A 24797-nucleotide genomic window follows, 5' to 3' on the forward strand; every position below is an offset into this window, starting at 1 on the left:
GCGGGTCTCGGTAGTGAATGATCAGTCGAGGAACAGGAACTTGGCGGCGAACAGCAGCGCCAGCACGACCACCGCGGGGTTGAGGTCACGGAAGCGGCCGGAGAGCGCCTTGATGGCAACGAAGCTGATGAAGCCCAGCGCGATCCCCTCGGCGATGGAGAAGGTCAGCGGCATGGCCAGGGCGGCGATCAGCACCGGGGCGGCGTCGGTAGGGTCTTCCCAGTTGGCATGGGCCAGGCTGCCGGCCATCAGCACCGCCACATAGAGCAGCGCACCGGCGGTAGCGTAAGCCGGGATGGAGCCCGCCAGCGGCGCGAAGAACAGGCTGACCAGGAACAGCACGGCCACCACTACGGCGGTCAGGCCGGTGCGCCCGCCCGAGGCGATGCCGGCGGTGGATTCCACGTAGCTGGTAGTGGTGGAAGTGCCCAGCACGGCGCCGGCCATGGAAGCGGTGCTGTCGGCCATCATCGCCCGGCCGATGCGGGGCAACTTGCCCTCCTTGTCGAGCAGCCCCCCCTTGTGGGCCACGCCGATCAGCGTGCCGGAGGTATCGAAGAGGTCGACGAACAGGAAGGCGAAGATCACGCTGAGCATCGCCACATCGAGTGCGCCGGCCAGGTCCAGGGCCATGAAGGTCGGGGCCATGGAGGGCGGCATGGACATCAGGCCGCCATACTCGTTATGGCCGAGCACCATGGCCAGCACGGTGATGCCGAGGATGCCGATCATCACCGCACCGGTGACCCGCATGTAGGAGAGCGCGGTGATCACGAAGAAGCCCAGCAGCGCATACAGCGCCGACGGTTCGGAGAGGTCACCCACCGCGACGTAGGTGGCCGGGTTGGCGACCACGATGCCGGCGTTCTTCATGGCGATCATCGCCAGGAACAGACCGATACCCGCGGCGATGCCAAGGCGCAGGGAGAGCGGGATCGAGTTGATGATCCACTCGCGCACCCGGAAGATGCTGAGCAGGAAGAAGGTCAGGCCCGAGAAGAAGACCGCACCCAGCGCCGCCTCCCAGGTGTAGCCCATGCCCAGCACCACGCCGTAGGTAAAGAAGGCGTTGAGCCCCATGCCCGGGGCCTGGGCGATGGGATAGTTGGCCCACAACCCCATCACCAGGCAGCCCAGTGCCGCGGCCAGGCAGGTGGCGACGAACACCGCACCGTAGTCCATGCCCGCCTCGGAGAGGATGCTGGGGTTGACGAAGATGATGTAGGCCATCGTCAGGAAGGTGGTGAACCCCGCGATGACCTCCGTCTTGACGGAAGTCTTGTGCTCGGAGAGCTTGAATTGACGTTCGATCAGGCGATTCAGCATGGTGTCGTTCCTGGGCGCGTGGACGGTGCTGCGATCCTGGGTGCGGAAAAGCCGCACATGGTACCCAAAGCCTCACGGCGATGCGAGGCAGCGGTGTCTGCCAAGTTAAGCAGCTGACGGTAGCGGCGTCAGCCGCCGCCACCAACGCTAGATGCCACGGGTCTCCAGCACACGCTCAACCGTCTCGACGATGGCCTGGGTCTGGGGGTCGATCTCGATATTGACCCGATCGCCGGGCACGCGCTCGCCCAGGATGGTGCGGTGCAGGGTCTCGGGTATCAGGTCGACGCAGAAGCGCGGGCCATGCTCGGCCGTGGCACGACGCACCTCGCCGATGGTCAGGCTCGCCCCGTCGACGCCGATATAGCCCTTGGCGAACAGGAAGCGACCCAGGGCATGGGGCAGCTCGAACCACAGCCGCCGATTGTTGGGCGACTCGTCGAGCTCGACCAGCTCGGCCTGGGCCATGATGTGTCCCGACATGGCGTGCCCGCCTATCTCGTCACCGAAGCGCGCGGCCCGCTCGATGTTGACGCGATCCCCCACCGCCAGTTCACCGAGGTTGGTGACGCGCAGCGTCTCGCGCATCAGATCGAAGCTGACGCGCTCGCCATCGATGGCGGTCACCGTCAGACAGACGCCGTTATGCGCCACCGAGGCACCGATCTCCAGCCCCTCCCCCAGATTCTCGGGCAGCACGACGACATGGGTACGGAAGGCTTCGGCCTCCTGAATGGCCACCACCTCGGCGGTGCCCTGCACGATGCCAGTGAACATGGCGTCTCCTTGACTACGGGTGCCCCACACAGGGAGCAGGAAGAAGCACGAGTGTAGGGAATTCCCTCCCTTCCCGTCCATTGCCGCCATGAACCACAAGATCCACCACAAAACACAACATGAACAAAGGATATTTCGGGATCAAGGCCGCCTGGTCAGACGGGCTCTCGGCGAGATTGACAGGCCCATAGCCTACCCCTATCCTTGCCGGCTACATTGAATGGCGCCGATTTGAACCCGGCTTGCGGGCGCCCGCGGCATGACTCGGTCATGGCGTGAAGTGCAGCTAAAAGGGTGTGTCCAGCGTTGATGGCCACCCGTCAGGGTGGCCTTTTTTTGGCCCCTGCCCTGCACCGCCCGCCTCGGCGCCCACAGCGGTGGCATCCATGATCCGACTCGACAACGTTTCCAAGACCTATGTGCTCAAGGGCCGACACGGCGGCATCGCCAGGACCGTGCCGGCGCTCAAGCACGTCGACTTCCACGTGCCCGCGGGCCGCATCCACGGCGTGATCGGTCTCTCCGGGGCCGGCAAGTCGACGCTGATCCGCTGCGTCAACCTTCTCGAACGCCCGACCACCGGCACCGTCACCGTCGACGGCCGCGAACTCACCGGCCTGTCGCGCCAGGCGCTCAACCAGGCGCGCCATGGCATGGGCATGATCTTCCAGCATTTCAACCTGCTGACCAACCGCACTGTCTTCGCCAATGTGGCCCTGCCCCTGGAGCTGATGGGCATGCCGCGCGGCGAGATCCGCGAGCGGGTCACCCCGCTGCTGGAGTTGGTAGGACTCGCCGACAAGGCCAGCCAGTATCCGGCCCAGCTCTCCGGCGGCCAGAAGCAGCGCGTGGCCATCGCCCGGGCACTCGCCAGCCGTCCCAAGGTGCTGCTGTGCGACGAGGCCACCTCGGCGCTCGACCCCCAGACCACCGGGTCGATCCTGGCCCTGCTGCGCGACATCAACCAGAAGCTCGGCCTGACCATCCTGCTGATCACCCACGAGATGGAGGTGGTCAAGTCGATCTGCCATCGGGTGAGCCTGATCTCCGACGGCGAGCTGGTCGAGGAGGCCGACGTGGGCGACTTCTTCACCGCCCCGCAGACGCGACTGGGCCGCGAGTTCCTCAACGACTTCCTCAAGCTGGAACCGCCGCGGGCACTGATCGAGCGACTCGAGGCGTCCCCGGGCCACAACACCCACCCGGTGGTACGCCTGGCCTTCCGCGGCGACGCCGTGGCCTCGCCTCTGGTGTCGCGCCTGGCCAGGGAGTGCGGCGTCGATGTCAGCATCCTGCAGGCCAAGGTGGAGTCGATCCAGGAGCGCACCCTGGGCCTGATGATCGCCGAACTGATGGGCCCGGCGGAGAAGACCCGCGAGGCCCTCGACTATCTCGAATCCCACGACCTGCAGGTGGAGGTGCTTGGCCATGTCCAGCGCAATGCTTGAACTGATCCTCGAGGCGACCCTCGACACCCTCTATATGGTAGCCATCTCCGGGGTGATCTCTGCCCTGGTGGGCATCCCGCTGGGGGTACTGCTGTATGTCACCCGCCCCGGCCAGGTGCTGGCCCAGCCGGCACTCAACGGCGCGCTGGGAATCATCACCAATATCGGCCGCTCGATCCCGTTCATCATCCTGATGGTGGCGATCATCCCCTTCACGCGCATGCTGGTGGGCACCTCCATCGGCACCAACGCCGCCGCCGTGCCGCTGACCATCGCCGCCATTCCGTTCATCGCCCGCCTGGTAGAAGGCGCACTCAACGAGATCAACCCGGGCCTGGTCGAGGCCGCCCAGTCCATGGGCGCCACCCCCTGGCAGATCATCCTCAAGGTGCTGCTGCCCGAGGCACGGGGTGGCATCTTCACCGCCCTTACCGTGACCATCGTGACCCTGGTGAGCTACTCGGCCATGGCCGGCGCCGTGGGCGGCGGCGGCCTGGGCGACCTCGGCATCCGCTACGGCTACAATCGCTTCAACCCCACCATCATGTTGATCACCGTGGCGATCCTGGTGGTCATGGTGCAGGGCTTCCAGAGCCTGGGGGACTACCTGGTAAGGAAGAGCGACCACAAGTAAGGAAGACACCGTTAAATAACATATTGATATTTAAAATATCAGGCTTATTCCTTTAGTATCGTACCGACACAACAGAAGGAGCGATTCCATGCGCAAGACACTGCTCGCCACCCTGCTGGCCTCCACCCTGCCCGTCGGCAGCGCCCTGGCCGATGATCACGCCATCAAGGTCGGCACCGTCGCCGGCCCCGAGACCCAGGTGATGGAAGTCGCCGCCGAGATCGCCGAGCGCGAGTACGGCCTCGAGGTGGAGATCATCGAGTTCACCGACTACGTGACACCCAACGCCGCACTGGCCGACGGCAGCCTCGACGCCAACGCCTACCAGCACGAGCCCTACATGCGCTCCATGGTCGAGGACCGCGGCTACGACTTCGCCATCGCCGGCTACACCTTCGTCTACCCCATCGGCGCCTACTCCGAGAAATATGACAGCATCGAGGCGCTGCCGGACGGTGCCACCATCGCCCTGCCCAACGACCCCTCCAACGAGGGACGCGCGCTCATCCTGATGCACAACCTCGGCATGCTGGAGCTGACCGACCCCGAGAACCTGGAAGCCACGCCGCTGGATATCGCCGCCAACCCGCGCGACTTCGAGTTCCGCGAGATCGAGGCCGCCCAGCTCCCGCGCGTGCTGCCCGACGTCGATATGGCCTTCATCAACAACACCTTCGCCCAGCCCGCCGGCCTGACCCTGGACGACGCCCTGATCAAGGAGGGCCCGGAGTCACCCTACGTCAACCTGATCGCGGTACGCGGCGGTGACGAAGAGCGCGAAGCGATCCAGCAGCTGGTCAAGTCCTACCAGACCGAAGAGGTCGAGGCCAAGGCCGAGGAGCTGTTTGGAGCGCAGGCGGTGCCCGGCTGGAAGTAAGCCTCGTCTGTATCCAGAAGAGTGACAGGGCCGGCCGCAAGGCCGGCCCTTCTGTTTCAAGGAGCCAAGTTGACTGCCCCCCGACCTGAAGGACGGAGATTCCCAATTCACCGAGAATCGGACACGGAGGCTGGCTCCCTGCCGCTTACATTCTCTCCAAGGGCTAACACCGCCAGCCCGGCGGCTTTAATGTTGATCGCGGCGTTAATGTCGCGGTCGTGTTCGGCTGCGCACTCGGGGCACGTCCAGGCGCGAACCTGCAACGGCATCTCGGGCATCACATGCCCGCAGCCGGAGCAGCGCTTGCTGGAGGGATACCACGGGTCGATCGCCGACACCTGCCGGCCCGCCCAGGCCGCCTTGTACTCCAGTTGCCGGACGAACTCGCCCCAGCCGGCATCGCTGATCGACTTGGCCAGCGCGCGGTTGCGCAGCATGTTCTTCACCTTGAGGGACTCGACGCAGATCACTTGGTTCTCGTTGACAATCTGGCGGGACAGCTTGTGCAAGCGGTCCATCCGGCAATCGGAGATTTTGGCGTGAAGGCGAGCGACCTTCTGCCTAGCTTTGGCACGGTTCTTCGAGCCGAGCGTCTTCCTGCTCAGCCGACGCTGCGCCTTGGCCAGACGGGTCGCGTACTTCGCCGTGTGGCGGGGATTGCCGATTCGATGCCCGTCGCTGGTGACGAACAGGTCTTTCAGGCCGAGGTCGATACCTACCATTTTCGGGGTAACGGGCAGCGACTCGGGGTCGAACTCGCACAGGCACGCGACGAAGTAGCGCCCCGCCGAGTCCTTGGACACGGTGATGGTAGTCGGTTCGCTGGGCAGCTCGCGACTCCAGCGGACCGGGAGCGGCTCCTTGCACTTGGCAATAAACAGCTTTCCGTCACGGTACTTGAACGCCGAGCGCGTAAATTCCGCCGACTGGCGGTGTCGCTTGCTCTTGAAGTTCGGGTACTTGGCACGACCCTCGAAGAAGTTCTTGAAGGCCGTCTGTTGGTGGCGAAGGCACTGCTGAAGTGGCACCGAGCTGACCTCATTGAGGAAGGCGGTGTCGGCGGCCTTCTTCATCCGCGACAGCTCGGCGTTCGCGGCCACATAGCCAATTCTTTCTCGCCGCTCATGGAAGGCATCGGTGCGATAGCGAAGCACCGCGTTGTAGACGAAACGCACACAGCCAAACGTCCGAGCAAGAAGCTGTTCTTGCTCAGGCGTCGGGTAGAAGCGGTATCGGTAAGCGCGTTTCGTCATATGCACACTGTATAAACAACCATGCATAGATAGCAACCATCAAAGAAGGAGGCAGCGAGAACAGGGTCGTCCTTGCGGACGACGCGCTATCCCTCCCGGCACTAGAAGTACCGGGTATCTCGCGCAAAACTTGATGACGCACGACTATTCGCTGCTCAACCGCCAGCTGGCAGCCCTTCTCGACACCCGCGACTGGCTGACCAACAGCGCCCAGACCTGTGCCTTCATCATGCAGCAGGTCCCCGATCTCAACTGGGTCGGGTTCTATCTGCAGCACCAGCCGGAGCTGCTCTCCCTGGGCCCCTTCCAGGGCAAACCGGCCTGCCACCCCATCCCCTTCGCCAAGGGAGTGTGCGGGGCAGCCGCACGCACACGCTCCACCCAGCGCGTGGATGACGTCCACAGCGTGGCCGACCATATCGCCTGCGACGCCGACTCCAGCGCCGAACTGGTGGTGCCGGTCGTGGTTGCGGATCGACTGTGGGGCGTGCTGGACCTGGACAGCCCACGCCGGGGGCGCTTCACCGACGAGGACCAGGCAGGCATCGAGGCCCTGGTGGCCACCTTCATCGAACGCACCGACCTCGCCTGAGCCGCGGCAGCCAGACAGAAGGCACATAGCAAATCGCCCCCGCAGCGAGGCTGCGGGGGCGATTCAGTATCTGGTAGGACCAGGCGGATTTGAACCGCCGACCTCCACGATGTCAACGTGGCGCTCTAACCAACTGAGCTATGGTCCTGAGGCAGGTGTTACCGGGCGAGATCTGGTAGGACCAGGCGGATTTGAACCGCCGACCTCCACGATGTCAACGTGGCGCTCTAACCAACTGAGCTATGGTCCTGAATCTCCGCTGCGACAAGACTTCGTCGCGGCAACGGATGCGTATTCTACCCATCCGGCCCGGGAATGCAAGCCCTGATGTCACCCGCCAATGCCGGCGAATCAGCACCTTGAACGGTTTCACGCTACTCGGTACGCACCCGCTCGATAGCCTCTTTCCAGCCCCCATAGAGGCGCTCGCGTTCCGCCTCGTCCATCTGCGGCGAAAAGCGCCGTTCGCAGCGCCATAGCGCGGCGATCTCGTCGAGGTCGCGATACCAGCCGAGCCGGAGGCCGGCGAGATAGGCGGCACCCAGGGCAGTCGTCTCCAGTACCGTGGGGCGGTCCACCGGAACGCCCAGCATGTCGGCGAGGAACTGCATCACCCAGTTGTTGGCCACCATGCCACCATCGACCCTGAGGATGCCCGGCGTGGCGGACATGTCATCGTCCATGCAGACCTGCAGGTCGCGGCTCTGGTAGCAGACCGCCTGGAGGCCGGCGGCGACGATCTCGGCGATACCGGTATCGCGGGTCAGACCGAAGATCGCCCCGCGCGCCTTGGGGTCCCAGTGCGGTGCACCGAGACCGGTGAAGGCCGGCACCAGATAGACGCTATGGCCGCTGCGCGTCTGGCGCGCCAGGGCCTCGGTCTCCGCGGCGTCGGCAAACAGCTGCAGACCGTCGCGCAGCCACTGCACCGTGGCTCCGGCAACGAAGATGCTGCCCTCCATGGCGTAGGTGGGCTTGCCGTTGAGCCGATAGGCTACCGTGGTCAGCAGCCGATTTCGCGAAGTCTCGGCACTGTCCCCAGTATTGACGATCATGAAGCAGCCGGTACCGTAGGTGCTCTTGCCCATGCCGGGTGTAAAGCAGGCCTGCCCCACCAGCGCGGCCTGCTGGTCACCGGCCACCCCGGCGATGGGCAGCTCACCCCCCAGCCAGCGGGCATCGACGTGGCCGAAGTCGTCGCTGGAGTCCTTGACCTCGGGCAGCAGGGAGGCGGGAATGCCGAACAGGGCCATCAGCGCCTCGTCCCAGCGCTGCTCATGGATATTGAACAGGGCAGTGCGCGAGGCATTGGTGGCATCGGTGGCATGCACCCGACCGCCCGTCAGCCGCCAGATCAGGAAGCTGTCCACGGTGCCGAAGGCCAGCTCTCCCCGTTCGGCCCGCTCCCGCGCACCGGGGATCTCATCGAGCAGCCAGCCGAGCTTGGTCGCCGAGAAGTAGGGGTCGATCAGCAGCCCCGTGCTTGACTGGACATCCTCCAGGTGGCCCGCCTCACGCAACTGCCGGCAGGCCTCGTCAGTGCGGCGATCCTGCCAGACGATGGCGTTGTAGAGCGGCTCGCCGGTCGCCCGGTCCCACAGCACGGTGGTCTCGCGCTGATTGGTGATGCCGACCCCGGCGATCGCCTCCGGGGCGATGCCCGTATCGGCGAGCACTTCGCGGCAGGTGGCGAGAACAGACTCCCAGATATCCTCCGGATCATGCTCGATCCAGCCATCGTGGGGAAAGTGCTGAGGGAATTCGCGCTGCGCCGTGGCCATAGCCTGACCATCACGATCGAAGAGGATGGCGCGGGAACTGGTGGTGCCCTGATCGATGGCCAGGAGGTATGAAGCCATGGCAAGCATCCTGTTGTGGCTCTAGCGGCATGCAAGTTTCGCAGCCAAACGCTAATGTTCGTTTATGATCATCCAGACTACTCCAGCCAATCGCACTGCTCAAACCCCCAGACACCTGAGACACTGAGACTTTGGATGAAGACTCAGGTGCGCAGCAGTCCCTGCAGCGACCGTGACGATGTCGTAGAATCCGGCGAACCTAGGAGATCCCATGAACCAGCAGCAACGCCAGGACGCCATCATCGAACTGGTGCGCCGCCAGGGCTACGCCAGCATCGAGCAGCTCACAGAGCATTTCACGGTCACCCCACAGACCATTCGCCGCGACCTCAACACCCTCTCCGCGGAAGGACGCATCCGCCGGGTCCATGGCGGCGCCGGCCTGGAGTCGAGCACCGTCAACACCGCCTACTCGACCCGCAAGACCCTCAACCTCGAGGCCAAGCAGCGCATCGCCGCCCTCCTCGCCCGGCACATCCCCGACCACTCGTCGCTGTTCATCAACATCGGGACCAGCAACGAGGTGATCGCCGAGGCGCTGCTCGACCACCAGGGACTGGAGGTGATCACCAACAACCTCAACGTGGCGGCGATCCTCCAGCACAAGGAGGATTTCAACGTGATCATCGCCGGCGGCCAGGTCCGCTCCCGCGACGGCGGCATCATCGGCGAGGCGACCATCGACTTCATCAACCAGTTCAAGGTCGACTACGGCATCATCGGCATCAGCGGCATCGACGAGGATGGCTCCCTGCTGGAGTTCGACTACCAGGAAGTGCGGGTCGCCCAGGCCATCATCCGCAATTCCCGCAAGGTCTTCCTGGCCACCGACCACTCCAAGTTCCAGCGCAACCCCGTGGTCCGCCAGGGCAACCTGGCACAGCTCGATGCCCTGTTCACCGACCGCGAGCCGCCCGAGGCCATCCTGCGCCTGCTGAAGCAGCACGACGTGACCCTGCATATCGCCTGAGACCGCGCGCTCCCGCCCTCCCTCTCTTACCATCGCCCTGGCCGGCACGCCAGGTGAATCCTGACGCGCCTTGATGTTCGTTTTGTTTTCGTCTATTTTCGAAATCAAACATCATCGAGGTCCGGCAATCCCGGGCAGGAGATTCCATGAGCGACAAGTCGGACGAGGTGCTCGACCTCTTCGTGATCGGCGGCGGCATCAATGGCACCGGCATCGCCAACGATGCCGCCGGGCGGGGCCTATCGGTGGGCCTGTGCGAACAGGGAGACCTCGCCGGCGCCACCTCCTCGGCCAGCAGCAAGCTGATCCACGGCGGCCTGCGCTACCTGGAACACCACGAATTCCGACTGGTGCGCGAGGCGCTGCGAGAGCGCGAGGTGCTGCTTGCCAAGGCCCCGCACATCATCTGGCCGCTGCGCTTCATCCTCCCCTACCGCCCCCACCTGCGTCCGGCCTGGATGCTGCGCACCGGGCTCTTCCTCTACGACCACCTAGGCGGCCGGCGGGCCCTCCCGGCCTCCCGGGGACTGCACTTCGATGCCGGCTCCCCGCTGCTGGACGACATCCACCGAGGCTTCGAATACTCGGACTGCTGGGTCGACGACGCCCGCCTGGTGGTGCTCAATGCACGCCAGGCCCACGACGCCGGTGCCGAGATTTTGGTCGGAACCCGCTGCGTCGCCGCCCGGGAGGTGGCGGGCCTGTGGGAGCTCACCCTGGAGCGGCAAGGTGACGGCAAACGCTTCACACGCCGGGCATGCACCCTGGTCAACGCCGCGGGCCCTTGGGTCGAGGGCGTGGTGCGTGAGCAGCTACGGCGACCCTCGCGCTATGCCGTGCGCATGATCCAGGGCAGCCACCTGATCGTGCCTCGCCTGAACCATGACGAGCGCGCCTATATCCTGCAGAACACCGACCGGCGCATCGTCTTCGTGCTGCCCTACGAGGAAGACTTCAGCCTGATCGGCACCACCGACCGGCGCTATCAGGGCGACCCGTCACGCGTCGAGGCAACTGCGAAGGAGATCGACTACCTGCTGTCGGTGGTCAATGCTCACTTCCGCACCCAGCTCTCCCGGGACGCCGTGATCCGCACCTTCTCCGGCGTGCGTCCGCTGTGCGATGACGAATCGGCCGACCCCTCGGCCATGAGCCGCGACTACACCCTCGACCTCGACACCTCGGGGGCGCCGCTGCTCTCCGTCTACGGCGGCAAGATCACCACCTACCGCAAGCTCGCCGAGGCGGCACTGACACGCCTCGCCCCGCACCTCCCCGCCATGGGCCAGGCCTGGACCGAACACACTCCGTTGCCGGGGGGCGACATCGAGAGCCAAGCCGCCCTGCGCGCCGAACTGCTGGACGCCTACCCTTGGCTGGGCGAGGAACGGGCGGCGCGCTTCGCGCGCACCTACGGCAGCCTGTGCCGCGAGTTCCTCGAAGGCGCGCGCCGGGAGGAGGACCTTGGCGAGGCCTTGGGCGCCGGCCTCACCCCCGCCGAGGTCGACTACCTGGTGGCGCGGGAGTGGGCGCGCACTCCCGAGGACATCCTGTGGCGGCGCACCAAGCTCGACGTACGCGTCACCGCCGCCGAGCGGCGGCGCCTGGCCGACTACCTCGCCGAGCGGACCGACCTCAGGGCCTCCACAGTGGCGTGATGCTCGCCGGCGCCAGCGGCTCCCGCTCACGGTGCCGGGCCAGGTCGCGGCCCTCTAGGGCGGTGAGCAGGATCTGTAGCGGGTCGCCGTGGCTGACCAGCAGCAGGGTCTCGCCGGCATGGGCCCGCTCCAGTTCCTCGATCACCGCCATCATCCGCGCGGCCACCTCGACCACCGACTCGACGCCGGCGTAGCGGTGGGCGGAGTCGCGGGAATCCCGTGCCCAGACCTCGGCATAGCGCACATCCCTCTCCCCCTCCAGGTCGCCGAAGTGGCGTTCCCGCAGGCGCGTGTCGGCCTCGAGCCCCAGCCCGAAGTGGCGAGCGATACGCTCGGCAGTCTCGGTGGTGCGCAGGAAGTCCGAGTGCACCACGCGCTGCGGCCTCGCCCAGCGCCACCCTGCCAGCACCTCGACCAACTGGTCGCGCCCCCGCGCCGAGAGGCCGCAGCCTCCTACCCCGCGCGCTGGCGTACTGACGATCCTGCCCGCCAGGTTGGCCTCGCTGTGCCCGTGACGCATCAGCAGGTAGTGGTTTTTCAGGGACTGAGAGGCGAGGGAGAAGCCGTTTGACATGATATTGTCACCAACCCTAAATTGATGAGGCGATTCGGAAATAATCATCGATGCACGTTGCGTGTCGATAACCGAACATACCCAAGGACAACAACAAACGCGAGGTACGCCATGCCCAGTCCCCACACCCTCTTCGCCCTGCTGCCCCTGGCCCTGCTGATGATCGGTACGGCCCAGGCCCAGGAGTGTGAACGCGGCGCCCTGGACGCCATCTACTGCGACGAGAACGGCGACATGGTGGCCGACCGCCCGGCGGATGAAGCCCAGTGGGCCGACCCCGACACCCTGATCTTCGCCTATACCCCGGTGGAAGACCCGGCCATCTACTCCGATATCTGGCAGCCATTCATCGACCACCTGGAGGAGGTCACCGGCCGCGACGTGCGCTTCTTCGCCGTGCAGTCCAACTCGGCCCAGGTCGAGGCGATGCGCAGCGGCCGCCTGCATATCGCCGGCTTCTCCACCGGCCCGACGCCCTTCGCCGTCAACCTGGCAGGGGCCGTGCCCTTCGCCCTGATGGGATCGGATGACGGCCGCTTCGGCTACACCCTGCAGCTCTATACCCACGTCGACTCCGGCATCGACGAGGTGACGGACCTCAAGGGCAAGCGGGTCGCCCACACCTCACCCACCTCCAACTCCGGCAACCAGGCCCCGCGGGCCCTGTTCCCCGAGCTCGGCATCGTGCCGGACGAGGATTACGAGGTGGTCTACTCAGGCAGCCATGACCAGTCCATGCTCGGCGTGGTGGCCCGGGACTACGACGCCGCCCCGGTCGCCTCCGAAGTGGTAGAGCGCATGGCGGCACGCGGCCTCTACGACCCCGACGACGTCCGACTCCTCTACGAGTCCGACAGCTTCCCGACCACCTCCTACAACTATGCCCACAACCTCCACCCGGAGCTGGTCGAGAAGATCGAGGAGGCCTTCTTCAGCTTCGAGTTCGAAGGCACCGAGCTGGGCGAGGAGTTCGAGGGCGTCGAGAAGTTCATCCCCATCAACTACGCGGAGCACTGGAAGGTCATCCGCACCATCCAGAACGCCAACGGCGTCGAGTACACCCCCGACAACCTCCAGTAACCATGCCCGCTCGACCGCCCATGCCGCCCTCGTGGCCGGCATGGGCGTCGCGACGCCGCGTCCAACGAGAAGCCGCGATGCTAGAGATCTCCAACCTGGTCAAGCGCTACGGTCAGGACGAGCCCGTGCTCAAGGGGCTCGACCTGGCCGTCGACGGCAACAGCGTGGTGGCCATCGTCGGTGCCTCAGGCGCCGGCAAGAGCACCATGCTGCGCTGTATCAACCGCCTGGTGGAACCCACCTCGGGCTCGATCCGGCTCAACGGTACCGAGCTGGTCAACCTGCGCCACCGAGAGCTGCGCCGCGCGCGGCGCAAGATCGGCATGGTGTTCCAAGGCTTCAACCTCATCGATCGCCTCACCGTGATGGAGAACGTGCTGGCCGGGCGACTCGGCTATGTCAGCCTGTTCCAGGCGGTGAGTCGACGCTATCCCCAGGAGGACATCAAGCGAGCCTTTACCCTGATGGAGCGGGTAGGCATCGCCCACTACGCCAACAAGCGCGCCGACGAGCTCTCCGGTGGCGAACGCCAGCGGGTCGGCGTGGTGCGCGCCCTGATGCAGGAACCGGAGGTACTGCTGGCCGACGAACCCACGGCATCGCTGGACCCGCGCACCTCCGAGCAGATCATGGTACTGCTGCAGAGCCTGGCCAGCGAGCTGGCCCTGCCGGTGCTGATCAACATCCACAACGTGGCCCAGGCCAGGAGCTACACCGACCGCATCGTTGGGCTGCGCCACGGCACCATGATCTTCGATGGTGCCCCCGCCGACTTCGACAAGGCGGCCCTGGACGCCATCTACGGCGGCATCGAGTCGCCGGAGGACGAGACCATCACGCCTCAGGCCGACCCCGGAAAGCGTGAACGGGAGATTCGCCATGACTCGCCCTGAAGCCAGCGGGGGAACGACACCCCGAACCTGGCGCAAGCCCCCCTTCATCGCCAACCCCATCCTGCGCTATGGCGTGCTGGCAGTGGTGGCTGTCTATCTCGTCTGGGCTCTTGGCACCCTGCCCTTCAACTGGGAGCGCATCAGCGAAGGGCTGCCACGCGCCGCGCGGATCTTCGGCGGCGGCTTCCCGCCGAGCTTCTCGCGCTTCGACCTGCTGCTGACCGGCTTCACGGAGAGCCTGCAGATCGCCGTCCTCTCCACCCTGCTCGGGGTCCTGCTGTCGATTCCGTTCGCGGTGATGGCTGCGCGCAACATCGCACCGCTGCCCATTTACCTGCTGGGACGCGCGGTGATCATCGTCTCGCGCAGCTTCCATCCAGTGATCGTCGCCATCCTCTTCGTCGCTGCCGTCGGCTTTGGTCCCTTGGCGGGCATCCTGACGCTGACGCTCTACTCCATCGGCTTCGTCGGCAAGCTGCTCGCCGAGGAGATAGAGGAGATCGACTGGGGCCAGGTCGAGGCCATGCGTGCCACGGGCGCCGGCTATCTGGCCACCCTCCACTATGCGGTCTTTCCCCAGATCCTGCCGCGCCAGGTGGGGCTCTCCATGTACCAGCTCGACAGCAACCTACGCGCCTCCGCGGTGGTGGGGATCGTCGGCGCAGGAGGGATCGGCAGCACCCTGATGAACGCCTTCGGGCGATACGACTATGACTTCGCATTCGCCATCCTGCTGGTGATCATCGCGGTGATCCTGGTCAGCGAGGGCGTGAGCGGCTGGGTAAGGAAGAAGATATGGTAGAGGACGCCGACCTGCTGGCCGATCGCATCTGGCGACGCCACAATCCCCGGGAGCAGCTCATCCGTTACGGCGTGATGCTGTTGACGCTGATGCTGGTCGTCTGGGCTGTGCGCGACATCGACATCTTCTGGCCCTGGGTATGGGATGCCCCCAATCAGATCTCGAGCCTGGGCGCCCGCATGTGGCCGCCGGACCCGAGCCGCCTCGGCGAGATCGTCAGTGCCATGATTGAGACCGTGCATATCGCCACCCTGGCCACCATGCTGACCATCTTCATCGCCCTGCCGGTCTCCTATATCGCCGCCCAGAACACCACGCCTAACCGCGCCTGTCTGTGGCTGGGACGCTTCATCCTGGTCTCGAGCCGCTCGGTGAATACCATCATCTGGGCGCTGCTGTTCGTGGCGATCTTCGGCCCAGGCGTGCTGGCCGGGATACTGGCCATAATGTTCCGTTCGGTGGGCTTCATCGGCAAGTTGATGGGCGAGGCCATCGAGGAGATCGATCGTCGCCCGGTGGAGGCCATGGAAGCGACCGGCGCCTCCAAGGCGAAGGTCATCGCCTATGCCGTCGTGCCCCAGGTGATGCCGGCTTTCTTCGCCATCGTCATACTGCGCTGGGACATCAACATCCGCGAGTCCACGGTGCTGGGGCTGGTCGGGGCCGGCGGTATTGGCGTGATCCTGCAGGGCTCCATAGACACCTTTGCCTGGCAGACGGTAGCCACCATCCTGATCGCCATCATCGTGCTAGTGCTGATTGGCGAGGCGATCACCGGCCTGCTGCGCCGCCGTGCGCTGTAGGTGATGACGCCCCGAGCGAGCCAGGTGAGTCGAAGCGGGGTATGCTGGCACCATCGTCTGCAAGGGAAAATGCCTAGTGGTCTCCATTGCGTCTGCAGTGCTTGCCTTGTTGCTGCTCGGCATCACCCTCGTCGCCAGGCTGCGCGTCACCTGGTGGTGGATTCGCGCTGCCGAATTCCCCCGGGTACAACTGGCCGCCGCCGCCCTGCTGTTGCTGCCCATCTGCACATTTGCCGACGCCCCCTGGTCTCTGGTTGGCCTTGGGAGCTGCCTGATGGTGATCGCGATCCAGGTCGTCCATGTACTGCCCTGGACCCCGTTCTGGCCGGTACAGGTCAAGCGCGCCGAGCCTGGACACGAGAGCCGCTGCCTGACGCTGCTGATCGCCAATGTCCTGACGCCCAACCGCAATGCCCGGGGGCTGATCGCACAGATCCATCAATACCGCCCCGACCTCGTGCTGACCCTGGAGTCCGATGGCTGGTGGCAGGAGCAGCTCGATGGCGCCCTCAACGAGGCGTGGCCCCATGCAATAAGGGTTCCGCTGGACAACCTCTATGGCATGCATCTCTATTCACGCCTGCCGCTGGTCGACCCCGAGGTCCAGTGGCTGATCCAGGACGATATCCCCTCGTTTCATACCGGCGTTCGCCTGCCTTGCGGCGACGAGATCCGCCTCCACGCCCTGCACCCACGCCCGCCTGCCCCCGGCGAGAGCGAGGAGTCACTGTGGCGCGACGCCGAGCTGCTGCTGGTGGGCAAGGCGATCCACGACGACCCGGTGCCGACCCTGGTGGCGGGGGACCTCAACGATGTCGCCTGGTCTCGCACCACACGCCTGTTCTGCCGGGTAAGCGGCATGCTCGACCCACGCCGGGGCCGCGGCATGTTCAGCACCTTCCACGCCCACTATCCCCTGTTGCGCTGGCCGCTTGACCACGTGTTCGCAAGCGAGCACTTCACCCTGGGAGGCCTGAAGCGGCTGCGCGGCTTCGGCTCTGACCACTTTCCCATCCTGGCCACACTCTGCTTTCGGCCCGCCCGAGCCGACGAGCATGACACCCCAGAGGCGGACGCCGAAGAGCACCGCGAGGCCCACAACACGGTCCACGAGGGCAAGGAGCGCGAGCAGCAGGAGTGAGCGCTATTCCGGTATTCCGCCCCGCGTCAGAGCAGCGGGGTCGAGCAGCCGCGTGAGCTCCTCCCGGGAGAGCTCGGTCTGCTCCTCGGCCACCTCGATGATCGGCCGACCGGCCTGGTAGGCCTGCTTGGCGATGGCCGCCGCGGCGTTGTATCCGATCACCGAGTTCAGCGCCGTCACCAGGATGGGGTTGCGTGACAACGGCTCGGCGAGGTTCTCCTCACGCACCCGGAAGGTGGCGATGGCGCGGTTGCCGAGCAGCCAGGCGGTATTGCTCATCAGGGTGATCGACGTCAGCAGATTGTGTGCGATCAGCGGCAGCATGACGTTGAGCTGGAAGTTGCCGCTCTGCCCGGCCACGGTGACCGCCGTATCGAGCCCGATCACCTGGGCAGCGGCCTGGGCCGCCGACTCGGGGATCACCGGGTTGACCTTGCCCGGCATGATCGAGCTGCCCGGCTGCAGGGCCTCCAGCTCGATCTCGCCGAGGCCGGCCAGGGGGCCAGAGTTCATCCAGCGCAGGTCGTTGGCGATCTTCATGATCACACACGCCAGGCCCCTGAGCTGTCCGGAGAGCTCCACCGCCGCATCCTGGGAGGCGAGGCTGGCAAAGAAGCTGTCGTTTGGGGTGAAGGCGAGTCCGCTCTGCTCGGAGAGCCGGGCGGCCATGCGCTCGGCGAACTCGGGGTGGGCATTGATGCCGGTACCCACCGCCGTGCCCCCCTGGGCAATTCGGCAGAGCCTGACCAGAGCACTATCCAGGCGCTCGATGGCCTGCCCCAGCTGGCTCGACCAGCCGCCCAGTTCCTGGCTCATGCGCAGGGGCATGGCGTCCATCAGGTGGGTGCGGCCAGTCTTGACCACGCCATCGAGATCAGCGGCGCGGCTGTCGATGGTCTCGCGCAGATGGACCAGGGCCGGACGCAGGCGGTTGGTCACCTCCAGCGCCGCGGCGACATGGATGGCGGTGGGAATCACGTCATTGCTGGACTGGCCCATGTTGACATGATCATTGGGCCCCACCTCCAGCCCCTTGCGACTGGCCAGGTTCGCCAGCACCTCGTTGACATTCATGTTGCTGGAGGTACCGGAACCGGTCTGGAAGACGTCCACCGGAAAGTGCTCATCATGCTCACCGCGAATCACCGCCTCGGCGGCGGTGGCGATCGCCTCGGCGCGCTCGTCGTCGAGTAGCCCGAGCTCGGCATTGACGCGCGCCGCGGCGAGCTTGATACGCGCAATGGCATGAATGAACGGCGCGGGCATGGCCTGGCCCGAGACCGGAAAGTTGTTGACGGCGCGCTGAGTCTGCGCCCCATAGAGGGCATCCGCCGGGACCTCCAGCGCCCCCATGCTGTCGCGTTCGCTGCGTGTCGCACTCATCGCCTGGCTCCTCATGTCGGCCGCGGTTCTCTCCCCTCACCATGGTGCCGCCCACCCCATTCGGCAAGGCCCGCGTCACTCGCGGTGCTGCTCGATATCGATGTTGCACTGCACAAGCCGCTCTGCTATTGTGCATCGCAACAGAGCAGCAACTGCTCCCCTACACTCAGTGAAACCAGGAGGTTCCACCATGATGAACGCCTTCAACTTCGACACCAAGGCCTTCGACACCAAGCAGGTCGAGTCCATGTTCTTCGCTCCGGCCCGCGCCTACGCCAACCTGGCCGTGGACTACAGCGAGAAACTGGCCCACGCCCAGCTCGACGCCACCAAGGCCTACACCGACACCGGCCTGGCCCAGCTGCGCACCCTGATGAACGTCAAGGATGCCGAAGGCCTGCGCTCCTACATGGAAGGTCAGCAGAAGGTCGCCAAGGACCTCGCCGAGCGCATGAAGGGCGACGCCGAGAAGGTTGTCTCCCTGCAGCAGGACTTCGTCCAGCAGAGCCAGAAGCTGACCGAGGAGAACGTCAAGCAGGCCCAGGCGACCGCCACCAAGGCCGCCCAGTAAGCTTGACCTCGGGGCGCTCCGGCGCCCTGCTCCCCCGGGAGATCCCCAAACCGCCGCCCCTTGCAGGGCGGCGGTTTTCGTTGGTAGCGGCATGCCGTTTGGCCTGGTGTTACGCTACCCTTGGCCGAGGCACGGGGCGCCTGCAGAAATTGAACCGGATAGGGAGGTCAATCATGAAACGCTACTTTCCCCTCGTCTTCGCGGCACTGGTGCTCGCCGGCTGTGAAGTCGTTCCCCCCGCCCCTACCGAGCGGATCGAGGTCATCGAGCGGGGTGAGACCCAGCGTGATGCCCCGCAGGAGACTCGTGAAGCGGAGCGCGACGCCACTGCCTCACGCGCCAAGAGAGAGGTCGCCTATCCCGAGGCCGAGTATGCCAGGCTCGAGAAACACGGCAGTGCGGCGGTCAGCGGGCGCCTGACGCTGAGCGGACGTGCGGTGCCCAATGCCGGCGTCTCGGTGGCGCCGGTGACCAGCTACTCCGCCGAGGCCGCCGAGAAGGCGCTGGCCGGGGTTGCCGTGGAGCCCGCCGACCCCAGGGCACGGGAGTACACCCACACCACTCGCACCGACGGCAACGGCTACTTCCGTGTCTCCAACCTGCCCGCCGGAGAATTCTACGTCTCGGGTGCAGGCCCCGACCCGCAGACCGGCAAACCCAGGGTAGTGATCCGCCAGATCTCGCTGGGTAACGGACAGCACAGGGAGATAACGCTCGCGCGGTGAGTCGAGTGCTTGGCTACCAGCCCAGCGCCTGCTTGACGAAGGGAATGGTCAGCTTGCGCTGGGCGGAGAGCGAGGCACGGTCGAGCTGCTCCAGCAGGCGGAACAGCTCATCGAGACGCCGCGGCCCGCGGTGCAGGATGTAACGCGCCACCTCGTCACCGAGCTGCATGCCGCGCCCCCGAGCACGCAGCTGCAGGGCAGCCAGGCGCCCGCTGTCGTCCAGCCCCTGGACGTGAAAGGTCACCCCCCAGGAGAGGCGCGAAGCGAGGTCGGGAAGCTTCACGGGTAGCTGGCGCGGTGGCGCCTCGGCGGCCACCACCAGCCGCTTGCCGGCATCGCGCAGGCGGTTGAAGGCGTGAAACAGTGCCTCCTCCCAGCGGGGCCGTCCCACTACCCGGTCCAGGTCATCGATGGCCACCAGGTCCAGGCGCTCGATATCCTCGAGCATCAGCGGGGGGAAGTGGCCGAGCTCCTCCAGCGGCAGATAGAGGGCACGCATGTCGCGATCCGAAGCCGCGTGGCAGGCGGCCTGCAGCAAGTGGCTGCGCCCCACTCCCGGCGCCCCCCACAGGTAGAGAAAGGGCTCGCCCTCGGGCTCGAGCTGGTGAGTCAGCCGCCCCACCAGAGTGGCGTTGGGGCCAGGATGGAAGTTGACGAAGGTGGCATCGTCACGCAGCCCGACGCCCAGTGGCAGCTGCGCGGGCGCACGGCTCATGGCGACTCCTCGTCGTGGCTTCGGTTGAGTGTCTCGTCGTACAAGGCACTGTTCTTGTAGCGGCTGTTGAGTTCCCGCAAGAGTACCATGATCACCGCCGCCGCCGGCAGCGCCAGCAGCACCCCGGTGAAGCCGAACAGGTTGCCACCGGCGAGTACCGCGAAGATCACCGCCACCGGGTGCAGGCCGATCTTGTCGCCCAGCAGCTTGGGTTGCAGCACCACGCTCTCCACCACCTGGCCGAAGCCGAACACCGCCGCCACCCCCGGCAGCAGCCACCACTCGCCGCCCTGAAAGAAGGCCACCAGGCCGGCCACGCTGATGCCGACGATCACACCCAGGTAGGGCACGATGCTGGCCAGCCCCGAGAGCAGACCGATCAGCAGGCCGAAGCGCACCCCCAGCAGGGTGAGGCCGATGGCGTAGATGATCCCCAGGCACAGCATCACGATCAGCTGGCCGCGCAGGAACGCCGAGAGCACCTCGTCGCACTGGCCCGCCAGGCGGATCACGGTATCCTCCCAGCGCCGCGGCAGCCAGTCACGCACCTTGGCGACGATGATGTCCCAGTCGAGCAGCAGGTAGAAGGTGACCACCGGAATCAATGCCAGGTTGCCGATCCAGCCGACCAGTGCCAGGCCCGAACGCGACACCTGGGAGAGCAGGGTCGCGGCGAAGGTGCCGGTCTCCTTCCAGTTGTCCATCACCGTCTGGCGCAGGGCATCGATATCGGTGGAAAGGTCCATGCCGGTCAACGACTGCACCTTCGGTACCACCGTCTGCTGTATCCACTCGAGCACTGCCGGCAGCGACTCCACCAGCTGGGCGAGCTGGCGACCCAGCACCGGCACCACCAGCAGCAGCGAGATCACGATGACCAGCGTCAGCAGCAGGAACACCAGCGACACCGAGAGTCGGCGCGACAGGCCCAGTGCCTCCAGACGGTCGGCCAGGGGGTCACCCAGATAGGCCAGCACCATGCTGACGAAGAACGGCATCAGCACCGGCTCGATGCTGACGAAGAACCACAGCGCCAGCGCCGCCAACCCGGCCGCGACCCACCACTGTCTGCGCATTGCTACCTCCTTGTCCCGCGACCGCCGACGGGCTGCCAGCCGTTCGCCGTGATGCTACAATTCCGCCCCAGACTTGCCTACCGCGTGGCGGCTCCCGCCACGCCGACCACCCGACAGGACTCCCGATGACCGACTCCTCCTCACGCCCCTCGCTCAGCTACAAGGACGCCGGCGTCGATATCGACGCCGGCAATGCCCTGGTCGACCGCATCAAGGGGGTCGCCAAGCGTACCACTCGCCCGGAAGTGATGGGCGGACTGGGCGGCTTCGGCGCCCTCTGCGAACTGCCCACCGGCTACCGCGAGCCGGTGCTGGTCTCGGGCACCGATGGCGTGGGCACCAAGCTGCGCCTGGCCATGGACCTGGGTCGCCACGACACCATCGGTATCGACCTGGTGGCCATGTGCGTCAATGACCTGGTGGTGGCCGGCGCCGAGCCGCTGTTCTTCCTCGACTACTATGCCACGGGCAAGCTCGATGTGGACATCGCCGCCGACGTGGTCGACGGCATCGGCGCCGGCTGCGAGAAGGCCGGCTGCGCCCTGGTGGGCGGCGAGACCGCCGAGATGCCCGGCATGTACGAGGGCAGCGACTACGACCTGGCCGGCTTCTGCGTCGGCGTCGTGGAGAAGTCCGAGATCCTCGACGGCCACAAGGTGGCCGAGGGCGACGTGCTGCTGGGCATGGCCTCCTCCGGCCCCCACTCCAACGGCTACTCGCTGATCCGCAAGATCCTCGAGGTCTCCGGCGCCGCGCTGGACACCGAGCTCGCCGGCGAGTCCCTGGGCGACGCCCTGATGGCGCCGACGCGCATCTACGTGAAGCCGCTGCTGTCGCTGATCAGGGAGAGCGGCGTGCCGGTGCATGCCCTCTCACATATCACCGGCGGTGGTCTCACCGAGAACCTGCCCCGGGTGCTGCCCGAGGGCCTCGCTGCCCGGGTCGATGTCAGCGCCTGGCAGCGTCCGGCGGTCTTCGAGTGGCTGCGTGAGCAGGGCAACGTCGCCGAGGAGGAGATGTACCGCGTGCTGAACTGCGGCATCGGCATGGTCATCGTGGTCCCGGCCGAGAAGGCCGACCAGGCCCGCGCCCACCTGCAGGCCCATGGGGAGGCGGTCTACCGTATCGGCGAGATCGTCGCCGGCGAGAATGGCGGCGAACGGGTGATCCTGGAGAACCTTTCGGCATGAGCGAGAACTACGAGAGCGATACCCTGCAGGACTTCACCCCCGAGGCTGCCGATGCCCGCCGGGTGGTGGTGCTGATCTCCGGCAACGGCAGCAACCTGCAGGCGCTGATCGACGCCCAGAGCCACGACGCCCTGGGCGGCGAGGTCGTCGCGGTCGTCTCCAACGAGCCGGACGCCTACGGGCTGACCCGCGCCCGGGAGGCGGGCATCGACGCGGTGGTACTGCCCCACCGAGAGTACGAGAGTCGCGACGCCTACGACGGCGCCCTGATCAAGGTGATCGAGCGCCATGAGCCGGACCTGGTGGTACTGGCCGGCTTCATGCGCATCCTCACCCCGCGCTTCGTGCAGCGCTTCCTGGGGCGCCTGATCAATATCCACCCCTCGCTGCTGCCCGACTACCAGGGCCTGAACACCCACGCCCGGGCGCTGGCCGATGGTGTCGCCGAGCACGGCTGCAGCGTGCACTTCGTCACCGAGGAGCTCGACGGAGGGCCGGTCCTGATGCAGGCCGTGGTCGAGGTCGCCGCGGACGAGACCGAGGAGAGCCTCAAGCAGAAGGTGCACGCCCGCGAGCACCTCATCTACCCCATCGCCGTGAAGTGGTGCCTGGAGGGTCGCCTGCAGTTCACCGGCGAGGGTGCGACCCTGGACGGCACCCCGCTGCCGCTGCACGGAATGCGCATGTCCCACGCCGACGCCGCCGAGGAGCTGGACGAGGAACTCGAGGGATAAGCGGCCAAGTAGAAAGTAGAAAGACGTTCCAGCGACACTGAAAAGCCCCGCAGGCTGCGCGCCGGCGGGGCTTTCTTGTCACTTGCACCTTGTCACTTGAACCTGGCCGAAGGCCCTCAGGTGCGCGGCAGGGTCACGCCTCGCTGCCCCATGTACTTGCCGCCGCGGTCCTTGTAGGAGGTCGCGCACACCTCGTCGGACTCTAGGAACAGCATCTGGGCCACGCCCTCGTTGGCGTAGATCTTGGCCGGCAGGTTGGTGGTGTTGGAGAACTCCAGGGTCACGTGCCCTTCCCACTCCGGCTCCAGCGGCGTCACGTTGACGATGATGCCACAGCGCGCGTAGGTGGACTTGCCCAGGCAGATGGTCAGCACGCTGCGCGGGATGCGGAAGTACTCCACGGTACGCGCCAGGGCAAAGGAGTTGGGCGGAATCACGCAGACGTCACCCTTGACGTCGACGAAGCTCTTGTCATCGAAGGCCTTGGGGTCCACCACCGCCGAGTGGATGTTGGTGAACACCTTGAACTCGTCGGCACAGCGCACGTCGTAGCCGTAGCTGGAGGTCCCGTAGGAGATCACCCGACGCTCGTTCACATAGCGAACCTGGTCGGCCTCGAAGGGCTCTATCATGCCCTCCTGCTCGGCCATGCGGCGAATCCAGTTGTCGGACTTGATGCTCATGGAACCTTTTCCTGCTGCGTTGGAATCAGGGGCGCGGGCCCGGGGCCGCCATGATAGCGGCCCCGGGCCCGGGCGTCACGCCGGGGGACACACTGAGAATCACTCGCTGAACGAGATGCTCGGGCCCTCGTCGGCCTGGGCCTGCACCTGCGCGGCGACCTGGCGCGCCATGTCGCGGAAGGTGGCGGTCACCTCGCCCTCCGGGTCGGCGACCACCGTGGGCCGGCCACCGTCGACCTGCTCGCGGATGGAGAGGGTCAGCGGCAGGCGACCCAGCACCCGAGTCTCATACTCCTGGGCGATGCGCTCCCCGCCACCCTCGCCGAAGATCGGCTCGGCATGACCACAGTTCGAGCAGATATGCAGCGACATGTTCTCCACCACCCCGAGCACCGGCACGTTGACCTTGCGGAACATCTCGATCCCCTTGCGGGCGTCCAGCAGGGCGATGTCCTGGGGCGTGGTGACGATCACCGCGCCATCTACCGGCACCTTCTGAGCCAGGGTCAGCTGGATGTCACCGGTACCCGGCGGCATGTCGATGAACAGGTAGTCCAGGTCATCCCAGACGGTCTGGGTCAGCAGCTGCTGGAAGGCCCCGGCTACCATCGGTCCGCGCCACACCATGGGCTCGCGGATATCGACCATGAAGGCCATGGACATGGCCTGGATGCCATGGGCCTCGAGCGGGCGCATGCGATTCTCGCCGGCCGCCTCGGGACGCACGCCCTCCCCCACACCGAGCATCTGGGCCTGGCTGGGGCCGTGGATGTCGGCATCCAGGATGCCTACCCGGTACCCTTCCGCGGCCATGGCCAGGGCCAGGTTCACGGTGACGGTAGACTTGCCGACGCCGCCCTTGCCGGATGCCACGGCGACGATATGCTTGACCCCTTCGATCACGTCCTGCTCCTTCGCTTGTAGAATCACCGCGCCGGCGCGAGACCGACACACTGGAAATCAGTATACGCCTTGCTTGACGGCGACCGAACCTACCACAGCAGGACGGCGGACCCCGGGGCCCGCCGTCCTG

General features: G+C 66.0%; 25 protein-coding genes and 2 tRNA genes. 15 read left to right on the forward strand and 12 right to left on the reverse strand.

The features are described 5' to 3' along the window. Nucleotides 1–21: 21 nt before the first annotated feature. Together LWH48_RS00745 and LWH48_RS00750 are read right to left on the reverse strand one after the other, a co-directional pair. Nucleotides 22–1326: an NCS2 family permease gene (locus LWH48_RS00745; protein ID WP_232910896.1), complete on the reverse strand. Its 1305-nt coding sequence runs from the start codon at nt 1324–1326 to the stop codon at nt 22–24. A 147-nt stretch (nt 1327–1473) separates the two neighbouring features. Further along, nucleotides 1474–2103, reverse strand: a complete 630-nt coding sequence (locus tag LWH48_RS00750) for a riboflavin synthase subunit alpha (RefSeq protein ID WP_232910897.1) — start codon at nt 2101–2103, stop codon at nt 1474–1476. A 386-nt stretch (nt 2104–2489) separates the two neighbouring features. On the opposite strand from LWH48_RS00750, the gene LWH48_RS00755 reads away from it, so the two are divergent. From LWH48_RS00755 to LWH48_RS00765, 3 genes are all read left to right on the forward strand, one after another. Beyond that, the gene (locus tag LWH48_RS00755) at nt 2490–3551 is read left to right on the forward strand and encodes a methionine ABC transporter ATP-binding protein (protein ID WP_161432326.1); all 1062 of its coding nucleotides are present in this window, start codon (nt 2490–2492) and stop codon (nt 3549–3551) included. Then, nucleotides 3532–4185: a methionine ABC transporter permease gene (locus LWH48_RS00760; RefSeq protein WP_161432327.1), complete on the forward strand. Its 654-nt coding sequence runs from the start codon at nt 3532–3534 to the stop codon at nt 4183–4185. The genes LWH48_RS00755 and LWH48_RS00760 overlap by 20 nt, the downstream gene beginning before the upstream one ends. Nucleotides 4186–4273: 88 nt before the next feature. After that, nucleotides 4274–5062 carry a MetQ/NlpA family ABC transporter substrate-binding protein gene (locus tag LWH48_RS00765; RefSeq protein ID WP_232910898.1) on the forward strand — a complete coding sequence of 263 codons (789 nt, stop codon included), beginning with the start codon at nt 4274–4276 and terminating at the stop codon, nt 5060–5062. 107 nt (nt 5063–5169) lie between these two features. On the opposite strand, the gene LWH48_RS00770 is transcribed toward LWH48_RS00765, so the two are convergent. Continuing rightward, entirely contained in the window at nt 5170–6315 is a 1146-nt protein-coding gene (locus tag LWH48_RS00770) for an RNA-guided endonuclease InsQ/TnpB family protein (protein ID WP_232910899.1), read from the reverse strand. 133 nt (nt 6316–6448) lie between these two features. Here LWH48_RS00770 and LWH48_RS00775 point away from each other — a divergent pair, with 133 nt between their 5' ends. Then, nucleotides 6449–6907, forward strand: coding sequence for a GAF domain-containing protein (locus tag LWH48_RS00775; protein WP_232910900.1), 459 nt, complete (start codon nt 6449–6451; stop codon nt 6905–6907). A gap of 71 nt (nt 6908–6978) precedes the next feature. On the opposite strand, the gene LWH48_RS00780 is transcribed toward LWH48_RS00775, so the two are convergent. The 3 genes from LWH48_RS00780 to glpK form a co-directional block, all read right to left on the reverse strand. Next, a tRNA-Val gene (locus LWH48_RS00780) sits at nt 6979–7055 on the reverse strand. 25 nt (nt 7056–7080) lie between these two features. Continuing rightward, nucleotides 7081–7157, reverse strand: a tRNA-Val gene (locus tag LWH48_RS00785). 124 nt (nt 7158–7281) lie between these two features. Then, a complete protein-coding gene (gene glpK, locus LWH48_RS00790; protein WP_232910901.1) occupies nt 7282–8766 on the reverse strand; it encodes a glycerol kinase GlpK in 1485 nt (494 codons plus the stop codon). Between the two features lie 211 nt (nt 8767–8977). Between glpK and LWH48_RS00795 the strand changes: the two genes are divergently transcribed. Both LWH48_RS00795 and glpD read left to right on the forward strand, forming a co-directional pair. Then, nucleotides 8978–9736: a DeoR/GlpR family transcriptional regulator gene (locus LWH48_RS00795; protein WP_232910902.1), complete on the forward strand. Its 759-nt coding sequence runs from the start codon at nt 8978–8980 to the stop codon at nt 9734–9736. Nucleotides 9737–9882: 146 nt separating this feature from the next. Then, nucleotides 9883–11394, forward strand: coding sequence for a glycerol-3-phosphate dehydrogenase (gene glpD, locus LWH48_RS00800; RefSeq protein WP_232910903.1), 1512 nt, complete (start codon nt 9883–9885; stop codon nt 11392–11394). Here the strand turns inward: glpD and LWH48_RS00805 are convergent. Continuing rightward, on the reverse strand, nt 11372–11968 hold the full coding sequence (locus LWH48_RS00805) for a histidine phosphatase family protein (protein ID WP_232910904.1): 597 nt from the start codon (nt 11966–11968) through the stop codon (nt 11372–11374). The two genes, glpD and LWH48_RS00805, sit on opposite strands and share 23 nt — an antisense overlap. 111 nt (nt 11969–12079) lie before the next feature. Here LWH48_RS00805 and phnD point away from each other — a divergent pair, with 111 nt between their 5' ends. The 5 genes from phnD (at nt 12080) to LWH48_RS00830 (ending at nt 16687) form a co-directional block, all read left to right on the forward strand. After that, nucleotides 12080–13048, forward strand: a complete 969-nt coding sequence (gene phnD, locus LWH48_RS00810; RefSeq protein WP_232910905.1) for a phosphate/phosphite/phosphonate ABC transporter substrate-binding protein — start codon at nt 12080–12082, stop codon at nt 13046–13048. A 77-nt stretch (nt 13049–13125) separates the two neighbouring features. Beyond that, nucleotides 13126–13941 (forward strand): phosphonate ABC transporter ATP-binding protein, encoded by an 816-nt coding sequence (gene phnC / locus LWH48_RS00815; protein ID WP_232910906.1) that lies wholly within the window; start codon nt 13126–13128, stop codon nt 13939–13941. After that, the gene (gene phnE / locus LWH48_RS00820; RefSeq protein WP_232910907.1) at nt 13928–14743 is read left to right on the forward strand and encodes a phosphonate ABC transporter, permease protein PhnE; all 816 of its coding nucleotides are present in this window, start codon (nt 13928–13930) and stop codon (nt 14741–14743) included. The genes phnC and phnE (LWH48_RS00820) overlap by 14 nt, the downstream gene beginning before the upstream one ends. Beyond that, the gene (gene phnE, locus LWH48_RS00825; protein ID WP_232910908.1) at nt 14737–15546 is read left to right on the forward strand and encodes a phosphonate ABC transporter, permease protein PhnE; all 810 of its coding nucleotides are present in this window, start codon (nt 14737–14739) and stop codon (nt 15544–15546) included. The genes phnE (LWH48_RS00820) and phnE (LWH48_RS00825) overlap by 7 nt, the downstream gene beginning before the upstream one ends. Nucleotides 15547–15622: 76 nt before the next feature. Further along, complete coding sequence (locus LWH48_RS00830; RefSeq protein WP_232910909.1) at nt 15623–16687, forward strand: endonuclease/exonuclease/phosphatase family protein; 1065 nt, start codon at nt 15623–15625, stop codon at nt 16685–16687. A 3-nt stretch (nt 16688–16690) separates the two neighbouring features. Here LWH48_RS00830 and LWH48_RS00835 read toward each other — a convergent pair whose 3' ends face one another. Further along, nucleotides 16691–18070, reverse strand: coding sequence for a class II fumarate hydratase (locus LWH48_RS00835; RefSeq protein ID WP_232910910.1), 1380 nt, complete (start codon nt 18068–18070; stop codon nt 16691–16693). Nucleotides 18071–18263: 193 nt separating this feature from the next. Between LWH48_RS00835 and LWH48_RS00840 the strand changes: the two genes are divergently transcribed. After that, nucleotides 18264–18641, forward strand: coding sequence for a phasin family protein (locus LWH48_RS00840; protein WP_420841784.1), 378 nt, complete (start codon nt 18264–18266; stop codon nt 18639–18641). 173 nt (nt 18642–18814) lie between these two features. Then, nucleotides 18815–19366, forward strand: a complete 552-nt coding sequence (locus LWH48_RS00845; RefSeq protein ID WP_232910911.1) for a carboxypeptidase-like regulatory domain-containing protein — start codon at nt 18815–18817, stop codon at nt 19364–19366. Nucleotides 19367–19379: 13 nt separating this feature from the next. Here the strand turns inward: LWH48_RS00845 and hda are convergent, their stop codons facing one another. Both hda and LWH48_RS00855 read right to left on the reverse strand, forming a co-directional pair. Next, nucleotides 19380–20081 (reverse strand): DnaA regulatory inactivator Hda, encoded by a 702-nt coding sequence (gene hda / locus LWH48_RS00850; protein ID WP_232910912.1) that lies wholly within the window; start codon nt 20079–20081, stop codon nt 19380–19382. Beyond that, nucleotides 20078–21157 (reverse strand): AI-2E family transporter, encoded by a 1080-nt coding sequence (locus LWH48_RS00855; RefSeq protein WP_161432339.1) that lies wholly within the window; start codon nt 21155–21157, stop codon nt 20078–20080. Before LWH48_RS00855 ends, hda begins: the two co-directional genes overlap by 4 nt. Before the next feature lie 125 nt (nt 21158–21282). Here LWH48_RS00855 and purM point away from each other — a divergent pair, with 125 nt between their 5' ends. Both purM and purN read left to right on the forward strand, forming a co-directional pair. Beyond that, complete coding sequence (gene purM / locus LWH48_RS00860) at nt 21283–22347, forward strand: phosphoribosylformylglycinamidine cyclo-ligase (RefSeq protein WP_232910913.1); 1065 nt, start codon at nt 21283–21285, stop codon at nt 22345–22347. Beyond that, a complete protein-coding gene (gene purN / locus LWH48_RS00865; protein ID WP_232910914.1) occupies nt 22344–23081 on the forward strand; it encodes a phosphoribosylglycinamide formyltransferase in 738 nt (245 codons plus the stop codon). The genes purM and purN overlap by 4 nt, the downstream gene beginning before the upstream one ends. Nucleotides 23082–23197: 116 nt before the next feature. Here the strand turns inward: purN and dcd are convergent, their stop codons facing one another. Then, the gene (dcd, locus tag LWH48_RS00870) at nt 23198–23764 is read right to left on the reverse strand and encodes a dCTP deaminase (RefSeq protein ID WP_132042428.1); all 567 of its coding nucleotides are present in this window, start codon (nt 23762–23764) and stop codon (nt 23198–23200) included. Between the two features lie 99 nt (nt 23765–23863). Further along, complete coding sequence (apbC, locus tag LWH48_RS00875; RefSeq protein WP_232911025.1) at nt 23864–24664, reverse strand: iron-sulfur cluster carrier protein ApbC; 801 nt, start codon at nt 24662–24664, stop codon at nt 23864–23866. Nucleotides 24665–24797: the final 133 nt, after the last annotated feature.

Origin of the sequence: Halomonas sp. G15 (assembly GCF_021282295.1) — a bacterium.
GTDB lineage: Bacteria > Pseudomonadota > Gammaproteobacteria > Pseudomonadales > Halomonadaceae > Halomonas > Halomonas alimentaria.